19 protein-coding genes are annotated in these 20,215 nt (G+C 65.3%); 12 read left to right on the forward strand and 7 right to left on the reverse strand.

Annotated features, from left to right (window positions below; all coding sequences use genetic code 11):
- Positions 1-85 precede the first annotated feature (85 nt).
- Positions 86-484: a winged helix-turn-helix transcriptional regulator gene (locus ACQPZ2_RS04940; protein WP_433524499.1), complete on the reverse strand. Its 399-nt coding sequence runs from the start codon at positions 482-484 to the stop codon at positions 86-88.
- 100 nt (positions 485-584) lie between these two features.
- On the opposite strand from ACQPZ2_RS04940, the gene ACQPZ2_RS04945 reads away from it, so the two are divergent.
- On the forward strand, positions 585-1,436 hold the full coding sequence (locus ACQPZ2_RS04945; protein WP_433524500.1) for an SDR family oxidoreductase: 852 nt from the start codon (positions 585-587) through the stop codon (positions 1,434-1,436).
- Positions 1,437-1,815: 379 nt separating this feature from the next.
- Here the strand turns inward: ACQPZ2_RS04945 and ACQPZ2_RS04950 are convergent, their stop codons facing one another.
- Positions 1,816-2,193: a VOC family protein gene (locus ACQPZ2_RS04950; RefSeq protein WP_433524501.1), complete on the reverse strand. Its 378-nt coding sequence runs from the start codon at positions 2,191-2,193 to the stop codon at positions 1,816-1,818.
- Positions 2,194-2,326: 133 nt separating this feature from the next.
- Between ACQPZ2_RS04950 and ACQPZ2_RS04955 the strand changes: the two genes are divergently transcribed.
- Positions 2,327-3,094 (forward strand): TetR/AcrR family transcriptional regulator C-terminal domain-containing protein, encoded by a 768-nt coding sequence (locus tag ACQPZ2_RS04955; RefSeq protein ID WP_433524502.1) that lies wholly within the window; start codon positions 2,327-2,329, stop codon positions 3,092-3,094.
- 10 nt (positions 3,095-3,104) lie between these two features.
- Here the strand turns inward: ACQPZ2_RS04955 and ACQPZ2_RS04960 are convergent, their stop codons facing one another.
- Both ACQPZ2_RS04960 and ACQPZ2_RS04965 read right to left on the reverse strand, forming a co-directional pair.
- Positions 3,105-3,236: a hypothetical protein gene (locus ACQPZ2_RS04960; RefSeq protein ID WP_281197609.1), complete on the reverse strand. Its 132-nt coding sequence runs from the start codon at positions 3,234-3,236 to the stop codon at positions 3,105-3,107.
- 269 nt (positions 3,237-3,505) lie between these two features.
- Entirely contained in the window at positions 3,506-4,039 is a 534-nt protein-coding gene (locus ACQPZ2_RS04965) for a carboxymuconolactone decarboxylase family protein (RefSeq protein ID WP_084509161.1), read from the reverse strand.
- 343 nt (positions 4,040-4,382) lie between these two features.
- On the opposite strand from ACQPZ2_RS04965, the gene ACQPZ2_RS04970 reads away from it, so the two are divergent.
- On the forward strand, positions 4,383-5,267 hold the full coding sequence (locus ACQPZ2_RS04970) for a nuclease-related domain-containing protein (protein ID WP_433524503.1): 885 nt from the start codon (positions 4,383-4,385) through the stop codon (positions 5,265-5,267).
- 1 nt (position 5,268) lies between these two features.
- On the opposite strand, the gene ACQPZ2_RS04975 is transcribed toward ACQPZ2_RS04970, so the two are convergent.
- Positions 5,269-7,098 (reverse strand): acyl-CoA dehydrogenase, encoded by a 1,830-nt coding sequence (locus tag ACQPZ2_RS04975; RefSeq protein ID WP_433524504.1) that lies wholly within the window; start codon positions 7,096-7,098, stop codon positions 5,269-5,271.
- Between the two features lie 354 nt (positions 7,099-7,452).
- On the opposite strand from ACQPZ2_RS04975, the gene urtA reads away from it, so the two are divergent.
- From urtA to ACQPZ2_RS05005, 6 genes are all read left to right on the forward strand, one after another.
- Positions 7,453-8,733, forward strand: a complete 1,281-nt coding sequence (urtA, locus tag ACQPZ2_RS04980) for an urea ABC transporter substrate-binding protein (protein WP_433524505.1) — start codon at positions 7,453-7,455, stop codon at positions 8,731-8,733.
- A 71-nt stretch (positions 8,734-8,804) separates the two neighbouring features.
- Positions 8,805-9,689 carry an urea ABC transporter permease subunit UrtB gene (gene urtB / locus ACQPZ2_RS04985; RefSeq protein WP_433524506.1) on the forward strand — a complete coding sequence of 295 codons (885 nt, stop codon included), beginning with the start codon at positions 8,805-8,807 and terminating at the stop codon, positions 9,687-9,689.
- Complete coding sequence (gene urtC / locus ACQPZ2_RS04990) at positions 9,686-10,834, forward strand: urea ABC transporter permease subunit UrtC (protein ID WP_433524507.1); 1,149 nt, start codon at positions 9,686-9,688, stop codon at positions 10,832-10,834. Before urtB ends, urtC begins: the two co-directional genes overlap by 4 nt.
- Complete coding sequence (gene urtD, locus ACQPZ2_RS04995) at positions 10,831-11,673, forward strand: urea ABC transporter ATP-binding protein UrtD (RefSeq protein WP_433524508.1); 843 nt, start codon at positions 10,831-10,833, stop codon at positions 11,671-11,673. Before urtC ends, urtD begins: the two co-directional genes overlap by 4 nt.
- The gene (gene urtE / locus ACQPZ2_RS05000) at positions 11,666-12,358 is read left to right on the forward strand and encodes an urea ABC transporter ATP-binding subunit UrtE (RefSeq protein ID WP_433524509.1); all 693 of its coding nucleotides are present in this window, start codon (positions 11,666-11,668) and stop codon (positions 12,356-12,358) included. Before urtD ends, urtE begins: the two co-directional genes overlap by 8 nt.
- A 10-nt stretch (positions 12,359-12,368) precedes the next feature.
- Positions 12,369-13,073 carry a GntR family transcriptional regulator gene (locus ACQPZ2_RS05005; RefSeq protein ID WP_433524510.1) on the forward strand — a complete coding sequence of 235 codons (705 nt, stop codon included), beginning with the start codon at positions 12,369-12,371 and terminating at the stop codon, positions 13,071-13,073.
- Between the two features lie 44 nt (positions 13,074-13,117).
- Here the strand turns inward: ACQPZ2_RS05005 and ACQPZ2_RS05010 are convergent, their stop codons facing one another.
- The gene (locus ACQPZ2_RS05010) at positions 13,118-13,963 is read right to left on the reverse strand and encodes a TetR/AcrR family transcriptional regulator (RefSeq protein WP_433524511.1); all 846 of its coding nucleotides are present in this window, start codon (positions 13,961-13,963) and stop codon (positions 13,118-13,120) included.
- Between the two features lie 75 nt (positions 13,964-14,038).
- Between ACQPZ2_RS05010 and ACQPZ2_RS05015 the strand changes: the two genes are divergently transcribed.
- Entirely contained in the window at positions 14,039-15,271 is a 1,233-nt protein-coding gene (locus ACQPZ2_RS05015; protein ID WP_433524512.1) for an MFS transporter, read from the forward strand.
- 434 nt (positions 15,272-15,705) lie between these two features.
- On the opposite strand, the gene ramB is transcribed toward ACQPZ2_RS05015, so the two are convergent.
- Positions 15,706-17,112 (reverse strand): acetate metabolism transcriptional regulator RamB, encoded by a 1,407-nt coding sequence (ramB, locus tag ACQPZ2_RS05020; protein ID WP_063046967.1) that lies wholly within the window; start codon positions 17,110-17,112, stop codon positions 15,706-15,708.
- Between the two features lie 93 nt (positions 17,113-17,205).
- On the opposite strand from ramB, the gene ACQPZ2_RS05025 reads away from it, so the two are divergent.
- Together ACQPZ2_RS05025 and ACQPZ2_RS05030 are read left to right on the forward strand one after the other, a co-directional pair.
- The gene (locus tag ACQPZ2_RS05025) at positions 17,206-18,717 is read left to right on the forward strand and encodes an ATP-dependent DNA ligase (RefSeq protein WP_433524513.1); all 1,512 of its coding nucleotides are present in this window, start codon (positions 17,206-17,208) and stop codon (positions 18,715-18,717) included.
- A 185-nt stretch (positions 18,718-18,902) separates the two neighbouring features.
- Complete coding sequence (locus tag ACQPZ2_RS05030; RefSeq protein WP_433524514.1) at positions 18,903-20,183, forward strand: lipase family protein; 1,281 nt, start codon at positions 18,903-18,905, stop codon at positions 20,181-20,183.
- Positions 20,184-20,215: the final 32 nt, after the last annotated feature.

The raw sequence follows: 20,215 nt of genomic DNA on the forward strand, positions 1-20,215 counted from the left end.
CACCGGTACATGGTGATCATTCGACCAGAGTGCCCGTCGACGGGGCGCGCATCGGTCGAGCAAGTCGTGACCTGCGTGGTGGAGGTCAGTCGCGGTGGTAGGCGGCTTGGGCTTCGTGGACGCGGGGCATGTTGGTTTCGAGGATCTGGATGAGGTCTTCCAGGCGTTCGGCGACCAGGGCGCCGAGTTCGGTGAGGGTGTATTCGACTCGCGGGGGGATGGTTTCCTGTACCTCGCGATGGACCATGCCGTCGCGCTCCAGGGCCTGCAGGGTCTGCGAGAGCATGCGCTCGCTGACGCCGTCGACGCGACGGCGCAGGGCGCTGAACCGGTACGGCCCCTCGCGCAGCGCGACCAGGGCGAGGGTGCCCCAGCGGCTGGCCACATTCTGGAGCACCGGTCGTGACGTGCAGTTCCGGGCGAATACGTCGGCTTCCAGCGTCGGATCGTCGGTATCCACCAACGGCGTGCGCTGAGTGGTCATGGAATCGATAGTACCCAACTTGACCAAAGTGTCTGCGGAATGCATAGTACTAACTATTAGTTAGTGCATGATGAAACGTACAGACTCATGGAGGTAAGTCATGACCGTCGCCGTAACCGGAGCCGGTGGGCAGCTGGGCCGTCTCGTCGTCGAGGCGCTGTTGCGCGAAGGGGCCACGCCGGTGGTCGCGATCGTGCGCGATCCGCAGAAGGTCGCCGATCTGGCCGAGCGGGGCGTCGAGGTCCGGCAGGCCTCCTATGACGACGCCGAAGCGCTCGACCGCGCCTTGGCCGGTGTCGACCGGGTGCTGCTGGTCTCCGGAAACGAATTCGGTGCGCGAGTCGCCCAGCACACCAACGTAATTCGGGCCGCCGAGCGTGCGGGCGTGAAACTGCTCGCCTACACCAGCATTCCGCGCGCCACCGAGAACCCGCTCATCCTGGCCCAGGAGCACCGGGGCACCGAAGAGGTGCTCGCGGAATCGACTGTCCCGCACACGCTCCTGCGCAACGGCTGGTACTGGGAGAACTACTGCGGCGGGCTCGGGCACGCGGTCGAGTCCGGCGTGCTGCATGGTGCCGCGGGTGCGGGTCGCGTCGCCGGCGCAGCGCGCGCCGACTACGCCGAGGCGGCCGCCAAGGTGCTGACCACCGACGGTCACGCGGGCCGGATCTACGAACTCGGCGGCGATGAGCGTCTCACCTATGCCGAACTCGCCCAGGTGATTTCGCAGGCGTCCGGCAAGCCGGTGCGCTACGAGAATCTGTCCAAGCAGGACTACAGCGCGGCGCTCGAGCAGGCCGGTCTGCCCGGCAACTACGCGGCGGTGCTCGCGGATGCGGACGCCGGAGTCGACGACGGCATCCTCGATGTGGACTCCGGCGACCTCCAGAAACTGCTCGGCCGCCCCTCCACCCCCGCCGTCGAGGTCTTCCGCGCCGCCCTCGCCTGAGGTGTCCAAGGGTGAGTTCACCGGGTTGCGCGCCGCCGTCGCAACATAGCGTTACGCGTGCAAACCCGGTGTGCATCAAATGAATTGGTTGACCAAGACGTCGAGGTCGTACGCCGCCCCCGCTCCACGTATCCAAAGGCGGGTCTGCACGCCGTATTTCGGCCGCGTTATCCGCGCTCGTCGATACGGCGTGCAAGCCCGTTCTGTGTCAATGGAATTGGTAGCGAGTCGCGGGAGTCGTACGCCGCCGCAGCGTTACGCATGGGTGGGTTCGCCGGGCTTGCACGCCGCCGCGAGGCCTTGACAGTGCGTGCAGGCCCATGGTGAATCCCGGGGTCGCATGCCTTGACGACGGCACGGCATGCGACCTCGACTCCCATCAGACCCACTGCACCAATTGCAGGATGACGCCGTTCGGATCAGCCGTCTGGAAGTAGCGCTCACCCCAGGGCTCGGTCTCGATCGGGGTGACGATCGGCACGCCCTCGTTCTGGAGTCGTTCGTACTCGGCATCGATATCGTCCACGACGAACGCGACAAGTAGTCCCTGGCCCGCACTCCCCGCTTTGTCTTTCGGCTTGAAGCTGTCGAGACCGGTGCGCAGGTAGCACAGAGTGAAACCGGCATCGGGGCGGGCGACCGAGACGAAACCGTCGGCCGACATCTGCTCGGTGAAGCCGAGGTGGTCGATGGCGAATTTTGCCGAGGCCTGCGGGTCGGCGACATTGAGCGAGATGGCGGAAGCGGTGATTTTCACAAGGTCCTCCTCGGGAGCTGGACTCAAATACTATACATAGTACGCTGTACTTTGTAGAGAAATTCCCGAGTAGTCACACTGTTATGTGGATCGCGCCGATACGATCGGGATCTCGCGAACACGAGGAGGCGGCATGGCCGGGCAGTCACGGGACCGCAGCGGCGCGGGCGATCCCGTGCGCACCTTGGAACTGCTGTGGCGCGTGCCCGCCACATCGGTGCGTGGACCGAAACAGCGCAGCAGTGTGGATGCCGTGGTCGCGGCGGCGATCGACATCGCGGACGCGGATGGGATCGGCGCGCTCACCATGCGAGCCGTAGCCACCGAGCTGGGCTTGACCCCGATGGCTACCTACACCTACGTGCCGGGCAAGGCGGAACTCGTCGACCTCATGATCGACGCGGTCTATCGGGAGATGTCGCGTGCCGACCTGACCGATCTGCCCTGGCGCGATCGCGTCACGACGATCGCCGCCGAGAATCGCGCCATGCTGGTCCGCCACCCATGGGTCGCCTATCTGCCGACCACGCGGCCACCGCTCGGCCCGGGCGTTGCCGCCAAATATGAACATGAACTGCGCGCTTTCGACGGCCTCGGTCTCGACGATCTCGAGATGGACGCCGCCGTCACCTACGTCCTGGGCTTCGTCACCTCGGTGGCGCGCATCGCTATCGACACCGAACGCGCCGCGACCGAGAGCGCCATGTCCGACCGGCAATGGTGGGAACGCGCCGCCCCGCTACTGGCCCAATTCTTCGATGCCGAGCGCTATCCGCTGGCCGCCCGCGTCGGCGCGGTCGCGGGGCAGGCGCACGACTCCGCCTACAGCGCCGACCACGCCTACGAATTCGGTCTGGTTCGAGTCCTGGACGGCCTGGCCCAGCTCATCGAAAACCGCTGAGCCGCAGGGCTTACTGATCACCGGTCTCGTTGTGGGGTTTCGGATGCCGTGCGGTATCCGCACCGCTGGGGAGCAGGAAGCTGGTGATCACGATGGACAGAAGAATGAATCCCGCCACGATCAACACGAGGCTGACAGTCATGACGGCCCCTTTCTCTATCGAGCCGACAGCAAATGGTCAGCTAGCTTGATGGAGGGGTTTCCGATCTTGGTGCTGTCACACTTTGGCGTGCGACACACGTCGGTATGTGTCTCGAAAGCTCTGGTTACTACGTGACGACGGGATGAAAATCGTCACTCTGTGCGTGTCGTGTTTCAGTTTAGGGGCTGTCAGGGGCGATCGCTCTGGAATTGCTAAATCGAGAATGGGCGGCGCTGGCGGGGAGAACTGTGCGCCGACGCCGCGGTCGCTCAGACGCCGTCGCGCTGGATCCGCAGCGCGGTGATGGTCGCGGCCAGCCCCTCGTACTGGTTGATGAGCAGCACGATTTCGATCAGGCTGCGCTCGTCGTAGTGCTCGGCAAGCGCGGACCAGGTGGCGTCGTCGATATCGCGCGTTTCGACCAGCTTGTCGACGGCGGTGAGCAGCGCGCGATGCTTGCCCGACCATCCATCGGCGGCGGGGCCGGTGCGAACCCGGTCCAGGATTTCCGGCGTGACGCCCGCCCGCCTGCCGAGTCGAATGTGATGGTCCATCTCGTAGGCGCAGTCGCGCAGTTGTGCGACGCGCAGGATGACCAGCTCGGATTCGTGCCTGGGCAGTCGGCCGCCCGGCATCAATCGCCCGGAGAAGTGCAGCCAGCCGCGGAACAGTCCCTTGGTGCGGCCGAGTGTGCTGAACAGATGTGCGTCATCCGTCCCCGCGGCGCGTGAAAGTATCTGCCAGACAACCCAATTGATCGGACCCAGCTCGCGGAGCCGACCGGGTGAAATGCGTGGTTGCAACGCCGAAACCATGCTCATGCCTCCTTGTCCGCCGCCGGTGGCGGGGTCCGTCCTGCCGGACCGAATCCGAGCGTACTAGCGGGTAGGCCGGTGATCGGCGGGGCGGCGGCACCGAATTGTGTGGTGCGTGGTTCCGGAACCTCGGCTTATCCGCGCGGTCCTAGGGGTACCGCTAGGGGATCGGTCAGCAGCGACAGATCCGACTGGCCGGTTTGCTATAGCTGAATTGTGCTGGTCTTCTTGGCTTTCCGGTGGTCTTCGCGGCGACGGCGGGTCATCATCAGTACCGGCGCGGTGGACGGTGGGACGCCGGGTCGAACCGGATGAGGGTAGGGAATACGCGATGCTGGTGAAGATCAAGACCGGAGCTGATCTCTCCGGGGCCGAACAGGAATTCGTCGAATGCCTGCGGTCGTATCCGACGACCGGTCTCGCGTTGGTCGGCTTGGAGGTCGGCGATCACGGATCTCGTCGAGTCGATGCGATCATTCTGACCCCGCGCGGCATTACCGCGACCGATATCAAGGGCTTCCGCCGCCGCCAGAGCGGGATCCTGAGCATTCCGGGCGACGGTCCGTGGACGATCAGCGCGGAGCCCGCCGATCTGGACGAGGAGATCTCCGGCAATCCCGTCGATCAGCTGGAGCACAGCACGCATGCGGTGAAGACCCGGCTGGAGCGGGCGCTGATCGATCCGGGCCACATCTGCGGCGCCATCGTGCTCGTGCCGTTTCGTGGGGTCGCGGTGCGGCCTGCTCGAACCAACCTGCGCCCCGGCATGGATATCGTCGTCTCGAATGCCCGTGACGCTACCGAACTCCGTATCTACCTCGAGGGTTTCTCGGCCGGACCGCGTAGCTGGACCGCGGATCGGGTCGCCGCGGCTTGCGATGCGCTCGGCCTCACCGAAAAGCCTTCCCGCGCCGAACTGCTCGCGGACGGCTTCGACGAGGTACAGCCCAAAGCGCCGTCGCCGTCGGCGCGCGAGCTGCGCAGGCACGTCATCCCCGCGCCGCTGCCGCCGAGCAGGCGGCAGACGGCGGCGGGGTGGGTGGTCTTCGCGGTTGCCCTGGTCGGAATGGTGGTGGTCCTCATCGTGATCGCGAGCTCACTCGCGCACGATTCGGCTGATCCGGGCCGCGACCCGGGCACTTCGACGACCAGCGTGACGCCCTCGCCGCCGCCGTACCGTCCGACCGCGTGCTGGCCCCTCCAGTCCAACTGCTGAGTCAGAATGCGGCTTCGTCCAGCTCCATGATGTCGTTATCGATCGCGGCGATAATGTTCTTCACCGCGGTCAGTTCCGGCAGTGCGTTCTTCGCGAAGAAGCTTGCGACAGCGACTTTTCCGGAATAGAACGCCCGATCCTTCTCCGGTGCTTCGGCGGCCAGTGCGGCGGCCGCGATCTCGGCCTGCGCCAGCAGTCGCCAGGCGATGAGCAGATCGCCGACCGCGAGCAGGAAGCGCACCGAGCCGAGCCCGACCTTGTACAGCTCCTTCGGATCCTGTTGGGAGGCCATCAGATAGCCGGTCAGCGTGGCGGCCATCGCCTGCACATCGGCGACCGCGGTGGCCAGCAGCGCCCGCTCGGTTTCGAAGCGGCTGGTCTTCGCCTCCAGGAAGGCGGCGATCTGCCCGTTGACGTGCGCGAACGCCACACCCTTGTCCCGAATGATCTTGCGGAAGAAGAAGTCCTGCGCCTGGATGGCGGTGGTGCCCTCGTAGAGCGAGTCGATCTTCGCGTCGCGGATGTACTGCTCGATCGGGTAATCCTGCAGATAGCCCGAACCGCCCAGTGTCTGCAGCGATTCGGTCAGGTACTGGTAGGCCCGCTCGGAACCGACACCCTTGACGATCGGCAGCAGCAGATCGTCGACGCGATGCGCCAATTCGGCATCCGCCCCCGAAATCAGTTGCGCCACATCGGCATTCTGATGGGCGGCGGTGTAAAGGTATACCGCGCGCAGACCTTCGGCGTAGGCCTTCTGCATCGCCAGCGAACGCCGCACATCCGGGTGGTGGGTAGTGGTGACGCGCGGAGCGGCCTTGTCGGCCATCTGCGTCAGATCCGCACCCTGCACGCGTTGTTTGGCGTAGTCGAGCGCATTGAGGTAGCCGGTCGACAGCGTGCCGGTGGACTTGATGCCGACCACCATGCGGGCGTTCTCGATCACCTGGAACATCTGCGCGATGCCGTTGTGCACCTCGCCGACCAGCCAGCCCTTGGCGGGCACATCGGTCGCGCCGAAGGTCAGTTCGCAAGTGGGCGAGGACTTCAGGCCCATCTTGTGTTCGACACCGGTCACGTAGACGCCATTGCGGTCGCCCAGTTCCAGCGTCTCGTGATCGAACAGGAATTTCGGCACGTAGAACAGCGAGAGGCCCTTGGTGCCGGGACCGGCACCCTCCGGACGAGCCAGTACCAGGTGGAAGACGTTCTCGGCGGTCTCACCGACATCACCGCCGGAGATGAAGCGCTTGACGCCCTCGATATGCCAGGAGCCGTCCTCCTGCCGGACCGCCTTGGTGCGTCCCGCGCCGACATCGGAACCGGCATCGGGCTCGGTCAGCACCATGGTGCCCGCCCAGCCGCGGTCGTAACCCTTTGTGGCCCATTGCTTCTGCTGCTCGGTGCCGACATTGAACAGCACCGAGGACATGACCGGGCCCATATTGAAGAAGCTCGCGGCCGGGTTGGCGCAGGTGAGCATCTCGTTGATCGACCAGATGACCGCGGCGGGCGCGGGCGTGCCGCCCATGCCCTCCGGCATGCCGAGCCGACTCCAGTCGGCCTCGTGCACGGCCTGGACGGTCTTGCGCAGCGGTTCGGGCACCGAAATCGAGAAGGTGGCCGGATCGTAGACCACCGGATCGCGGTCGGCCGCGGCGAAGGATTCCGCCACCGGCCCCTCGGCCAGCCGCTTCACCTCGGCCAGGATCTCCCGCACGGTTTCCGAATCAAGATCGCCATAGGCACCCGTATCAAGGAGCTTGTCCAGTTCCAACACCTCGAACAGGTTGAACTCGATATCCCGAACGTTCGCCTTGTAGTGACCCACCGGTCCTCCTCGGACTCACGCCTCCACGACCGGGCAGCCGCGGAATCGGCGTTTTGACGTTGTACAAAAAGAGCCTGCCGTACCGCTGTCTTGCTACGCAACCGTAGGCAGGTGGGGGTCCTCACAGTGGTTTGCCGAGTGATTTCCGCAAACGTTCACATCGCGGAAACGTGCGAAACGGACTCGTCACCGAGAGATATTCCGGCGCAACAACTTCTGTCTAACGTTCGCACCACGAATACAGCCTTTGTATACAACCCGGTCTACAGCCGTGACCGGGCCAAAGGCGGGCGTATTCGGCGCGGCGCACGCAGCGCCGCCGAACACCTGATGAAGTGAGAAGGGTGGCGCTCCATGCCAGAATCCCGTGATATCCGTCGATCGCGTTCGCGCCGCGTCAGCAAGGCGCTGGTCGCGCCGACGGCCGTCGCACTCGCCGGTCTGTTGCTGACCGGTTGTGGCGCCAAGGATGACGCCTCCAGCAGCGGCTCCAACGCCTCGTCCTGCGTCGATACCTCGAAGGACTCGATCAAGATCGGCTCGCTGCATTCGCTGTCGGGCACCATGGCGATCTCCGAGGTCACCGTCGCCAACTCGACCAAGCTGGCCGTCGACCAGATCAATGCCGCTGGCGGCGTACTCGGCAAGAAGCTCGATCTGGTGCTGGAGGACGGCGCCTCGGATCCGAAGACGTTCGCGGAGAAGGCGGAGAAGCTGATCAGCTCCGACTGTGTCGCAGCGGTATTCGGCGGCTGGACCTCGTCGAGCCGCAAGGCCATGAAGCCGAAGTTCGAGAGCCTGAACTCGCTGCTCTACTACCCGGTCCAGTACGAGGGCCTGGAGGACAGCAAGAACATCTTCTACACCGGCGCGACCACCAATCAGCAGATCCTGCCCGCGCTGGATTACCTGAAGCAGAAGGGCATCAAGTCCCTGTACCTGGTCGGCTCGGACTACGTCTTCCCGCAGACCGCCAATCGGGAGATCAAGGCCTACGCGGCGGCGAACGGCATCGAGATCAAGGGCGAGGACTACACCCCGCTCGGCTCCACCGACTTCTCCACCATTGTGAACAAGGTCCGAAATGCCAAGGCGGGCGCGGTATTCAACACCCTCAATGGTGACTCGAATGTGGCATTCTTCCGCGAATACACCAATGCGGGCCTGAAAGCCGCTGATATGCCGGTGGTCTCGGTATCCATCGCCGAGGAAGAGGTCGCCGGGATCGGCGCGCAGAATATCGCCGGACAGTTGACCGCGTGGAATTACTACCAGACGGTCGACACGCCCGTTAACAAGAAATTCGTCGCGGACTACAAGGCCGCATTCGGTGCCGACAAGCCGACCTCGGACCCGATGGAGGCCGCCTACGCCTCGGTCTTCCTGTGGAAGAACACCGTGGAGAAGGCGAAGTCGTTCAAGGTGGCCGATATTCAGGCCGCGGCCGACGGCGTGACCTTCGAGGCCCCGGAGGGCCTGGTCACCGTCGACGGCTCCAACCACCACATCACCAAGACCGCTCGCATCGGCGAAATTCGTCCGGACGGACTGATCTACACGGTGTGGGACTCGGGCAAGGCCGTCACGCCGGACCCGTACCTGAAGTCCTACGAGTGGGCCAAGGGCCTCAAGTAGTCGACTAGTGCCGGGTGCGGGCTCTTGTGAGGGGGTGCCCGCACCCGGCCGACCCCGTTAGGAATCCAAATATGGACGTGTTGATCGGCCAGCTCTTCACCGGGCTGAGTCTGGGATCCATTCTTCTGCTTGCGGCGCTGGGCCTTTCGCTGACCTTCGGTCAGATGGGCGTGATCAACATGGCGCACGGCGAATTCATCATGGCCGGGTGTTACACGACTTATGTTGTGCAGAAGGTCATCTCGTCGGCCGGGGTATCGCTGGTCGTTTCATTGCTCGTCGGTTTCCTGGTCGGCGGACTGCTCGGTGCGGCCCTGGAAATGGGCTTGATCCGGTGGATGTACGACCGGCCGCTGGACACCCTGCTGGTCACCTTCGGCGTCGGACTCGTGCTGCAACAGGCCGCGCGTGACATCTTCGGCGCTCCCGCCAAGAACGTGCTCGCACCGGATTGGCTCAGCGGCGGTGTCACCATTCTCGGTGCGGTGGTGCCGAAGACGCGCATCTTCATCCTCGTGCTCGCGGTCGTAGCGGTGATCGTGCTGGCCCTTGTGCTCGAGACGACCCCGGTCGGTCGGCGCATCCGCGCGGTCGTGCAGAACCGGGGTCTGGCCGAGACCAGCGGCGTCTCCAGCCGCGTCACCGACATCAGCACCTTCTTCATCGGTTCCGGCTTGGCCGGGGTCGCGGGCGTCGCGCTGACGCTGATCGGTTCGACCAGCCCGACCATCGGGCAGAGCTATCTGATCGACGCCTTCCTGGTCGTCGTGATCGGCGGGCTCGGGCAGATCAAGGGCACCGTGATCGCGGCGTTCGCACTGGGCCTGCTGAATTCGTATATCGAGTACTCGACGACGGCCTCGATCGCGAAGGTGATCGTCTTCGTCATCATCGTCATTTTCCTGCAGGTGCGTCCGCAGGGGCTATTCACCGTTCGGACGAGGAGTCTGGCATGACCACACTCGGACAACGTTGGCGCGCACATCCTTCCATGACCGCATGGGGCGGCTTCGTCGTCGCAGCGATCCTGCTGTTCGCGGTCGCGCCCGCCGTGCTCAGCGACTTCCGGCTCAACCTGCTCGCCAAATTCCTGTGCTTCGCGATCGTGGCGGCGGGCATCGGATTGGCTTGGGGCCGTGGCGGAATGCTCACGCTCGGCCAAGGCGTGTTCTTCGGCATCGGCGCCTACATCATGGCGATGCATCTGCAGATGGCCGATGCGGCCCGGCTGCACAATGACGTGCCGGAGTTCATGGAGATCGCCGGTATTCGCGAATTGCCCTCGTTCTGGCGGCCTTTCGCGTCGGCTCCGGTCGCCCTGATCGGCATTCTGGTGCTGCCCGCGCTGATCGCGGCGGCACTCGGTTACGGCGTATTCAAACGCCGGGTCAAGGGCACGTATTTCGCGATCCTGAGTCAGGCACTGGCCGCGGCGCTCGCGATTCTGCTGACCGGACAGCAGAAGATCGGCGGATTCACCGGATTGTCGGACTTCCGCGCCTTCTTCGGCTTCAAGCTCTCGGATCCGGCGAACCGCCAGATGCTGTTCTTCATCGCCGCGGGCACTCTGCTGCTGGTGGTCGCCGCGGTGCGCCAGCTTATGCGCAGTCGCTACGGCGAATTGCTTGTCGCCGTGCGTGATCAGGAAGAACGCGTGCGCTTCCTCGGTTACGATCCGGCCAATATCAAGATCGTGGCCTATGTCGTCGCGGGATTCTTCGCGGGCATCGCGGGTGCGCTGTTCACCCCGATCGTCGGCATCATCTCGCCCGCCGACATCGGTGTCGTGCCGTCCATCGCATTCATTATCGGTGTGGCGATCGGCGGACGGACCACACTGCTCGGCCCGGTACTCGGCGCGATCGGCGTCGCGTGGGCGCAGACGGCGCTCTCGGAGGAGTTCCCGTCCAGCTGGACCTATCTGCAGGGTGTGCTGTTCATTGTGGTCGTCGGGTTCATCCCGGCGGGTCTGGCGGGTGTGTGGCCGATGTTGAAGGGGGTGCTGGACAATAAGTTTCGCAGGGCCGCCGTTCATGCTCCCGCGGTGGTCGATGAACCGCTGCCCGAAGCCGTGACCGAGGAGAAGGTGGAATCCCGATGAACGCGCACGACCCCAAGCTGGGCGGCAATGCGGGCATGTCGAGTGAGTACCTCGAAATCCGCGGACTCTCGGTGAGTTTTGATGGATTCAAGGCGGTCTCCGATGTGGATCTCACTGTGCTGCAAGGTGATCTGCGGTTCTTGATCGGACCGAATGGGGCGGGGAAGACCACCCTCATCGATGCGATCACCGGCCTGGTGCCCGCCACCGGATCGGCGCAGAAGTCCGGTGTCGAATTCCTCGGGAAGAAGGTGCACCAGATCGCTCGGCTGGGCATCGGCCGAACCTTCCAGACGGCAAGCGTTTTCGAACAACTCAGCGTGCTGCAAAACCTCGACATCGCGGCGGGTGCGGGACGTTCGGCGCTGACCCTGCTGCGCCGCCGCAAATCGGTATTGCCGAGTATCGAAGAGGCACTGGAGATCACCGGTCTCGGTGAATTGCGCGACAAGCCCGCCGGAGTGCTGGCGCACGGGCAGAAGCAGTGGCTCGAGATCGGGATGCTGCTGGTGCAGAACGCCTCGGTGCTGCTGCTCGACGAACCGGTGGCGGGTATGAGCGCCGAGGAGCGCGAGGAGACCGGAAATCTGTTGCGGCGCATCGGCGGTGAACGCATTGTCGTGGTGGTCGAGCACGATATGGATTTCATGCGGTCCTTCGCGACCTCGGTGACCGTGCTGGCCGCAGGCAAGGTACTCAGTGAGGGCACCGTCGAACAGGTGCAGGCCGATCCGAAGGTGCAGGAGGTCTACCTCGGCACCGCCGCGGCCATCGGGACCGAACTCGAAGACGCGCAGACCGCGCAGGAGTTGACCGCGAAGGAGTCCGCCGATGCTTGAGCTCATCGACATCCATTCCGGCTACGGCCGGACCGAGGTGATCCATGGTGTCTCGATCACCGTTCCCGACGACAGCGTGGTCGCGATCATGGGGCACAACGGCGCGGGCAAGACCACGCTGCTGCGCACGGCCGTCGGCCTGATCGGCGCCGAATCCGGACAGATCAACTTCAACGGTGCGGCGATCACCAAGATGTCGCCGTCGCGTCGGGTCAAACGTGGAATCGCGTATGTGCCGCAGGGGCAACAGAGCTTCCCGCAGCTCAGCACCGCCGAGAATCTGCAGGTCGTCGCCGATGGCCGCAAGCGCGGTAAGGCATTGATCGACGAATCGCTGGACCTGTTTCCGGCGCTGCGCGAACTGTTGAATCGCAAGGCGGGCTTGCTGTCCGGCGGCCAGCGCCAGCAATTGGCGATCGCCAGGGCGCTGATCACCGAGCCGAAGCTGCTCATTCTCGATGAACCGACGGAGGGCATCCAGCCGTCTGTGGTCGCCGAAATCGAGCGCACCATCATCGATTTGACCGGTCGTGGCGGACTCAGCGTGCTGCTGGTGGAACAGCACATCGGCTTCGCACTGCAAGCGGCGCAACGCTATTACGTGCTGCAGTCCGGCCGCGTGACATCCACCGGCGAGGGCGGAGCGGGCGCGGAGACCTCGGTTCGCTCGGCGATGGCGATCTGAGCTGGCCGCCATGACGCGCAGAGGGCGGGTTCCGCTCAGCGAGCAGGTTTACGAATCGCTGCGGCGGGACCTGGCCACGGGGGCGATCGTGCCCACCGAACGGCTCGGCGAGGAACGCCTGGCCGAGACCTACGGGGTTTCGCGCACCCCCGTGCGGGAAGCGCTCGCCCGGCTGCAGGCCGACGGATTGGTGGAGCGGCACGCCGATGGGCTGTATCCGTATCGACCGCGGTTGGAGGAGCTGGGCAACCTGTTCGAGTTGCGGATCGTGTTGGAGACCAGGGGAATTCAGCGCGTCATCGGCATCGTCGGGGAACCCGCACCGGCACACGACTTGTCCATGGTGCGCGCGGAACTCGATATCTGGCGCGGATTTCGCGACGATCCGCCCGAACCGGGCCCCGCGCTGGTCGCCGCGGACGAGCATTTCCACACGACTCTGCTTGCCGCGGCGGGCAACACAGCGCTGGCGGACGCACTCACCGGTGTGTACGTCCGGGTCCGCCCGGTCCGGACCCTGGACCTGCCGACGCCCGAGCGGATCGCCACCATGACCGCCGAGCACATCGCTATCGCCGAACAACTACTCGATGGCGATCCCGCTGCCGCGCTGCGCACGCTCACCGCGCACATCGGTAGCTCGCGCACGCACGTGCTCGCGCGTGCCCAGCAGGCGATCGAGTTCACGAAACTCTCACGCGCGGTCCGGGATTGACTCTGGATCCGAGCGGCGTCGATACCGCCTGAACCGAAAAGCGCTCACTCGGCGAGAAGCTTCAGCACGACAGGGCGAGACAGGGTTCCCGACACCTGGCGGGCGAGTTGGTTGGCGCTGGTGCCTTCGGTGTGGGCGTCGCGGAGAGCGGCGGCGAGTTCGTCGCGGGCAGCGTCGGCGGCGGCTTGGGCCTCGCGTAGACGTTGCGCTGCGCGGTCTACGGGATCGGTCGGCGCATCGGCCGCGGGTGCGCCGTCAACGCTGGTCGATTCGGTGGTCAACTCGTTGATCGGCTCGCGGTGCGGGATCGACTTATCCGTTCGCAGTGCCGCCCTGGCGAACTCCATCATGAATTCGCGGGTCGCCTGCTGGTTCTCGGCATCAGCGCCGAGCAGCAGGCGAGTGGTCTGCGGGACGGCGAGGCTCCAGTTGGACAGGCCGCACAGGGCGAGCAGCAGTCGGCCCGCGTGGCTGGCGTCGACGTCGAACTGCTCCTTGGCGCGGTCGAATTTCCGCAGGTAGTGCTGGGCGCGCCAGCCGTCGATATCGTGCGCGTCGGTGCCGCGGTGTAGTCCCTCCCAGAGCAAAAGCCGTAGTAGTTGCGGATTTTCGCGGTGGTAGTCGAACAGCTTGCCCACGTACTCGCCGGGTTCGGTCTCGGCCAGGGGCTGGACCACATCCATGAATTCGCGCATGGTGTCGATCAGGATGACGTCGAAGAGCTTGTCCTTGCTGCCGAACAGGCCGTAGATGCGCTCCTTGTTCACCGCGGCCGCCTCCGCGATCCGGTCCACCCGCGCGCCGGCCAGGCCGTATTCGGCGAATTCGTCGCGCGCGGCGCGCAGCAGCGCCTGCTTGGTCGCGTCGCTCCGTTTCATCGTGACCGTCATGACCGTGACTTTACCATCCCATTAAACCAACTATTTGGTTGACAGCTGCTCGACCATGGGCCTAACTTCGTCCACATGGCAACGCCGACTCTTCAGCTTCCGGCCGGTATCCCGGCTCCGGCACGCACTCGCAGCGCGTCACCACGCGCGCACACCGGGCGTACCCTCCCCTTTTTCGTCCTGTCCGCATTGCTGGCCACCGGCCAGATGTATATCCCGATTCCCCTGTTCACGGCCATGAAGGCCGACTGGAATGTGGGCGCGGGCGTCATGACCTGGATCATCAGCGCCTTCGCCTTCGGCTATGCGGGTGGCTTCGTGTTGTTCGGCCCGCTGTCGGATCGCTACGGCCACCGCCGGGTACTGGTCACCGGCATGATCGCCGCTGCTGTGGTCACACTGTTGACCGGTCTATCGTTCAGTGCGCCGATCGCGGTCGGCCTGCGCGTCGCGCAGGGGCTTGTCGTCGGTTCGATTCCGCCCGCGATCATGGCCTATATCGCCACTCGCATCGCACCGGCGCACCGGGCGGTGGTGACGATGTCGGTCGCCACCTCCTTCCTCGCCGCGACCGTGCTGGCGCAGATCGCCTCGCAGGCCGTCGTCGCCTCGTTCCCGTGGCGCACGATGTTCATCGGCTCGGCCGTAGTCTTCGTGGCGCTCGCATTCGTGCTGCGTGCGGTCATGCTCGACGACGCACCCACCGGTCGCGACAAGCCGCTCGTGCACAGCTACGCCGCGATCCCCGCGGTGCTGCGAATCAAGGCGCTGCTGCCGATGCTGGCCGCGGGCGCGCTGGCCATGGCGGTGATGGTCGGGGTGTACACCGGCATCGAAATCACCGGTCTGGTCAAGGGTTCCGGTGAACTGCTCGCCCTGCGTGCGGGCGCGCTACCGGTGATGTTCGCACTGCCGCTGCTGGCCATCCCGCTCTCGCGGCTGACCAAGCCGGGACAGATGGTGCTGGGTGTGCTGGTCGCGGCGACCGCCATGGTGATCGCCACCTTCGAGGGCACCCACCTCGCGGTGCTGACGATCCTGCTCGCCGTGCTGGTCGGCGGGCTCGGTGTCATCGCGCCCGCGGTCCTGCAGACCGCGGGGGAGTTGGGTGGTGAGGCGCGCGCCGCCGCGTCCTCGGTCGCCATGTTCAGCTTCTACGTCGGCGCCACCGCCGGACCGCTGGTGGCCGCGGCCGCTGCGCCGCACGGCTTTTCGGTGCTGGCGTGGACCCTGGCCATCCTGCTGGTCCTGGCACTAGCCCTCACCCTCCTCGGCACACAAATCCAGCGCCCAACCCAACCAGCCTGACCACTCACCGCAACGGCCGCCCCAGAAAAGGGGGGCGGCCGTCGAACGCAGTCAAATGGTGGCTCAAAGCCCCACTCACCAACGACCATTTGACTACACTGCGCAACCTCTCGAGAACGCAACCGCAGCCAGTCGACCGAGCTGGAAGCCGCAGGCCCGCCTACCCAACTGCGGGAGGTAAGCCGCGTACGGCAGCCGACGCACCCAGCACTACCCCGGCAAAACCACAGAACGCCAAACCCTCTGGGGCCAGCACCCCGAGAAGTCGATGCAGAACAACAGGACCCACCGCACCCCCCAACCCAAACGCCACCAGGAACCAGCCCCTCCAGTTGGACATGTGATCACGTGGAAACTGTGGCGGCATCGCCCGAGAACCCTCCACCACCACTGCCACCTGATCTTGATCGCTACGCTCGGCGGGTGGGGGTGTGCTATTTGAGGACGTAGGGGGATACCGAGCTGCGGTGTTCGCTGATATCGAGGACTTTGCCCAGTGGCGGGAATGCGCGCTGCGGGCAATTGGTGCGTTCACAGACCCGGCAGCCCGCACCGATCGGCGTCGCCTTCGCCACGTCGAGATCGATGCCGTCGGCGTAGACGACGCGACCCGCGTGCCGCAGCTCGCAACCCAGACCGATCGCAAAGGTCTTGCTGGCCTGGCCGTATCGGGTCGCGCGGCGTTCGACGGTGCGGGCCACCCACAGGTATTTGCGGCCGTCGGGCATCTGGGCGATCTGCGTCATGATCTTGCCCGGATAGGCGAAGGTTTCGTAGACATTCCACAGCGGGCAGGTGCCGCCGCTGGAGGAAAAATGGAAACCGGTGGCGGACTGGCGTTTCGACATATTCCCCGCGCGGTCGACGCGCACGAAGGAGAACGGAACGCCGCGCAGCTTGGGCCGCTGCAGAGTGGAGAGGCGATGGCAGATCGTCTCGTAACTCTGGGTGAAGAAGGCCGAGAGCCGCTCGATGTCGTAGCGGAAATCCTCGGCGACCTCGTGAAAGTGCGTGTAGGGCAGGACGGTTGCCGCGGCGAAGTAGTTCGCCAGGCCGAGCATGGCCAGCTTGCGGGTGTCCTCGGAGGCGAAATTGCCCTCCTCGACCAGCTTTTCGAGCAGGTCGCCACATTCGAAGTAGGCGAGTTCGGCGGCGAGTTTGAAGGTGCGCTGACCACCGGACAGATGCGGCGCGATCTCCAGCCGCTGGGTCTCTGGATCGTAGCGGTGCAATACGCCTTCGCCGAGATCGATGCGCTCGATAATGTGCACGTCGTGTGCGCGCAGCAGGCGGGCGATCTCGCTGTTCACATCGCCGCCGTGGAAACGGATGCGGGCGGTGAGTTCTTCTGCGGCGGTATCCAATTCGTGGATGTAGTTCTGCCGCTGATAGAAGAAGTCACGCACTTCCTCATGCGGTTTGCTGATCGCCGCGCTGCCGGAGCCGTCGGCGAAGCGGTCCTCGGTGGCGGCGGCCAGCTGCGCGGAGGTGTTGCGGTACCGGTTGTGCATATTGACCAGTGCGCGCGCCATGCTCGGATGCGCGGAGACCATATCCGCGATCTCCTGAGTATCGGCCTCGATACCGAGCTCCTGGTCCATCACGACCTCTTGGAGTTCGGCGATGAGCCGGGTGTCGTCCTGGGAGGAGAAAAAGGTCGCGTCGACCCCGAACACTTCGCTGATGCGCAGCAATACCGGTACGGTGAGCGGGCGCACATCGTGTTCGATCTGGTTGAGGTAACTCGCCGAGATCTCCAGCTTCTGGGCGAGTGAGACCTGGCTCAGCCCTCGTTCGGTCCGCAGCTGACGAAGCCGCGCCCCGACGTAAGTCTTGGCCATATGTCCAGTTTATGAGCGAATTCGCAAACCTGCCAATGGGTAGTTAGCAGCAGAGCTGAGCGATATGTCACAGGGGCGGGCTACCGTCGAGTGATGCTGTTCTCGGATGTCGTGCAGGCCTCGGAGACCGTCCGTGCGACCCGGTCCCGGAAGACGAAGATCGCGACCCTGGCCGCACTGTTGTCCGAGGCCGCCCCGGATGAGCTGGAGCCGGTGGTCGCCTGGGTCTCCGGTGAACTACGGCAGGGGCGCATCGGCACCGGCTGGCGCACTTTGACCGCACTCGAATGTGAGCCGAGTGAGCTTGCGACGCTGACGGTTTCGTCGGTCGACGGCACGCTGAGCGAATTGGCCACCACCTCCGGCCCGGGCTCGACCAACCGGCGCAAGGAATTGCTACGCGGGTTGTGGACCGCCGCGACCGCCGACCAGCAGGCCTTCCTGATGCGTCTGCTCGGCGGCGAGTTGCGTCAGGGCGCGCTCACCGCAATCGTCGCCGAGGCGGTCGCGGTGGCCGCGGCGGTGCCGATCGAACTGGTCCGGCGGGCCTACATGCTGTCCGGGCAGTTACCGGTCACGGCCGTCGCCGCGCTGACCGGTGGGGCCGAGGCGCTGGGCGAATTCCGGCTCGAGGTCGGCCGCCCGATCCAACCCATGCTCGCCTCGCCCGGTGCCACACTGGACGAGGCGATGGCCGAATTCGGCGACGCGGTGAGCGTCGAGCACAAACTGGACGGCGCGCGCATCCAGGTGCACCGGGAGGGTTCGCGGGTCTGGGTATTCACCAGAACGCTGCGCGATATCACCGCCGGTGTGCCGGAATTGGTCGATCTGGTCGCCCAGCTCGACTGCACGAGCGTGGTGCTGGACGGAGAAACGTTGGCGCTCACCGATTCCGGACGGCCACGTCCGTTCCAGGAGACGATGAGCCGCTTCGCCGAGGTCAGCTCGACCAGGGAACTACTGCTGCACCCGTACTTCTTCGACTGCTTGCACCTCGACGGTGAAGATCTGCTCGACGCGCCGCTGCACGAGCGCCGCGCGGCGCTGACCAAGGTGGCGGCCGCACACAGCATCCCGGCCCTGATCCGACCCGACGCCGAGGCAGCCGCGGAGTATTTCGACGGTGCCCTGGCGGCCGGGCACGAAGGTGTGATGGTCAAGTCGTTGACCGCACCTTACGCCGCGGGCCGTCGCGGCCGGTCCTGGCAGAAGATCAAGCCGACGCACACCCTCGACCTGCTGGTGCTCGGTGCTGAATGGGGTTACGGCCGTCGCACCGGATATCTGTCGAATCTGCACCTCGGTGCACGCGATCCGGAAACGGGTGATCCGGTGATGGTCGGCAAGACCTTCAAGGGCCTCACCGATGCGCTGTTGCATTGGCAGACCGCCGAATTCCCGCGGCATGAGCGCGCCCGCGATGAATACACCGTCTACCTCTGGCCCGAACTCGTCGTCGAGATCGCCCTCGACGGAGTCCAGGTGAGTCCGCGCTATCCGGGCGGTGTTGCCCTGCGCTTCGCCCGCGTTGTGCGGTATCGACCCGATAAGTCCGCCGCCGATGCCGACACCATCGAAACGGTCCGCGCGCTGCTGCCGTGATCGAGCGGTCCGTGCCGCCTCGCCCCGCATCGGGATTCGCGCGCGGGCGTCCGAATCGTTATGCGGGCCCAGCGGTCCTGCTCCCGGCATTTGTACTGGTCATAGGCCAGACTGGCTCCGGTTTGGTCCGGTACACGGTCGGAAACGGGGACTCGGCGTTGCTCGGTGCGGCACGAAAACGATGGATGGGAACGTGGTCGGCCATCGGTCGGCCGATGCGGAAGGTGGCGGTGCTCGGTGCGGTGACTTGTGTCGGGGCAGTGGTGGCGGTCGGTATGCCGGGAACGGTTGCGGCGGAGCCGGATCCGGTCGCCGGTATCGTGCACCCCGCGCGTGATCCCGCCTCTGTCATGCCGACACCGCTCGCCGACCCCTTCTATACACCGCCGCGGGGTTTCGAAAATTTGCGTCCGGGTGCGGTGGTCACGGCCCGTGTCGTCGATATCGGGCCGGAGCCGACGCCGGTCACCGCCACTGAACTGCTGATCCGATCGACCGATGCCAAGGGCCGTCCGGTGCCGGTGGTCGCCACCCTGCTCATGCCCATCGGGCCGTGGGAGGGTTCGGGGCGCAGGCCCCTCGTCGCCTACAACGTGCCGATCGATTCACTCGGCAATCGCTGTGCGCCGTCGCAGCAGCTCGAGCTGGGGCTAGCGGCCGGTCTCCGCTCGGTGCAGCTGTCGCTGTCGAAGAACTACGCGGTGATCGTGCCCGATCATCAGGGGCCGCGACAGGCGTACGCGGCCGGTCGCATGGCCGGACATGCGGTACTGGACTCGATACGCGCCGCCGTGCAGACGCCCGAGTTGGGTCTGTCGCCCGATGCGCCCACGGTGGTCTCGGGCTACTCCGGCGGTGCCATCGCCTCGGGCTGGGCGGCGCAACTCGCACCGGAATACGCGGGGGAGCTGAACCTCGTCGGTGCGGTGGTCGGTGGCGTGCCCGCCGACTTCGGCCTGCTCATCAATACGATGAACGGCGCCAATGCCGCCTCCGGCGTATTCCTGGCCGCAACCCTCGGTCTGGCCAGGGAGTATCCGGAGATCATGGACCTGTTCAATGACAACGGTTGGCGGCTATCGCAATTCGCGAAGGATCTCTGCTTTCTGGACGCGGCGCTGCTCGGCGTGCTCGCGCCCATAACCGCGGAGACGCTCACCGATGTGGCTCACCCGACGGAGCTGCCGATGATCAGGGAGATCCTGGCCGAGAACCGCCTCGGCACCGCCGCGCCGAGGGTGCCGGTCTTGCTGTACCACGGCATCAACGAGGTGTGGATTCCGTTCGCCGGGGCCGAACACCTCTACGACGACTGGTGCCGGTTGGGGGTTCCGGTGCGCTTCGAGGCCCACCTCGGCGAGCATCTGATCGTCGCCGACACCGGGGGTTCGGCCGCCAATTCCTGGATCGATCAGCGCTTCGCGGGCGCGCCCCAACCGGTCGGCTGTTCGAGGGTCAGCAGGTAGAGCGAAGATTCACGGTAGCCGATCGAAAATGC

Source organism: Nocardia pseudovaccinii, from assembly GCF_050942345.1.
GTDB lineage: Bacteria > Actinomycetota > Actinomycetes > Mycobacteriales > Mycobacteriaceae > Nocardia > Nocardia pseudovaccinii.

Coding starts and splice junctions, on each gene's coding strand:
- ACQPZ2_RS04960 (WP_281197609.1), bottom strand. CDS start 3,236: ATGACTGTCAGCCTCGTGTTGATCGTGGCGGGATTCATTCTTCTGTCC.
- urtA (WP_433524505.1), top strand. CDS start 7,453: ATGCCAGAATCCCGTGATATCCGTCGATCGCGTTCGCGCCGCGTCAGC.
- ACQPZ2_RS05030 (WP_433524514.1), top strand. CDS start 18,903: ATGGGAACGTGGTCGGCCATCGGTCGGCCGATGCGGAAGGTGGCGGTG.
- urtD (WP_433524508.1), top strand. CDS start 10,831: ATGAACGCGCACGACCCCAAGCTGGGCGGCAATGCGGGCATGTCGAGT.
- ACQPZ2_RS05025 (WP_433524513.1), top strand. CDS start 17,206: ATGCTGTTCTCGGATGTCGTGCAGGCCTCGGAGACCGTCCGTGCGACC.
- urtE (WP_433524509.1), top strand. CDS start 11,666: ATGCTTGAGCTCATCGACATCCATTCCGGCTACGGCCGGACCGAGGTG.
- ACQPZ2_RS04955 (WP_433524502.1), top strand. CDS start 2,327: ATGGCCGGGCAGTCACGGGACCGCAGCGGCGCGGGCGATCCCGTGCGC.
- ramB (WP_063046967.1), bottom strand. CDS start 17,112: ATGGCCAAGACTTACGTCGGGGCGCGGCTTCGTCAGCTGCGGACCGAA.
- ACQPZ2_RS05010 (WP_433524511.1), bottom strand. CDS start 13,963: ATGACGGTCACGATGAAACGGAGCGACGCGACCAAGCAGGCGCTGCTG.
- ACQPZ2_RS04970 (WP_433524503.1), top strand. CDS start 4,383: ATGCTGGTGAAGATCAAGACCGGAGCTGATCTCTCCGGGGCCGAACAG.
- ACQPZ2_RS05005 (WP_433524510.1), top strand. CDS start 12,369: ATGACGCGCAGAGGGCGGGTTCCGCTCAGCGAGCAGGTTTACGAATCG.
- urtC (WP_433524507.1), top strand. CDS start 9,686: ATGACCACACTCGGACAACGTTGGCGCGCACATCCTTCCATGACCGCA.
- urtB (WP_433524506.1), top strand. CDS start 8,805: ATGGACGTGTTGATCGGCCAGCTCTTCACCGGGCTGAGTCTGGGATCC.
- ACQPZ2_RS05015 (WP_433524512.1), top strand. CDS start 14,039: ATGGCAACGCCGACTCTTCAGCTTCCGGCCGGTATCCCGGCTCCGGCA.
- ACQPZ2_RS04940 (WP_433524499.1), bottom strand. CDS start 484: ATGACCACTCAGCGCACGCCGTTGGTGGATACCGACGATCCGACGCTG.
- ACQPZ2_RS04945 (WP_433524500.1), top strand. CDS start 585: ATGACCGTCGCCGTAACCGGAGCCGGTGGGCAGCTGGGCCGTCTCGTC.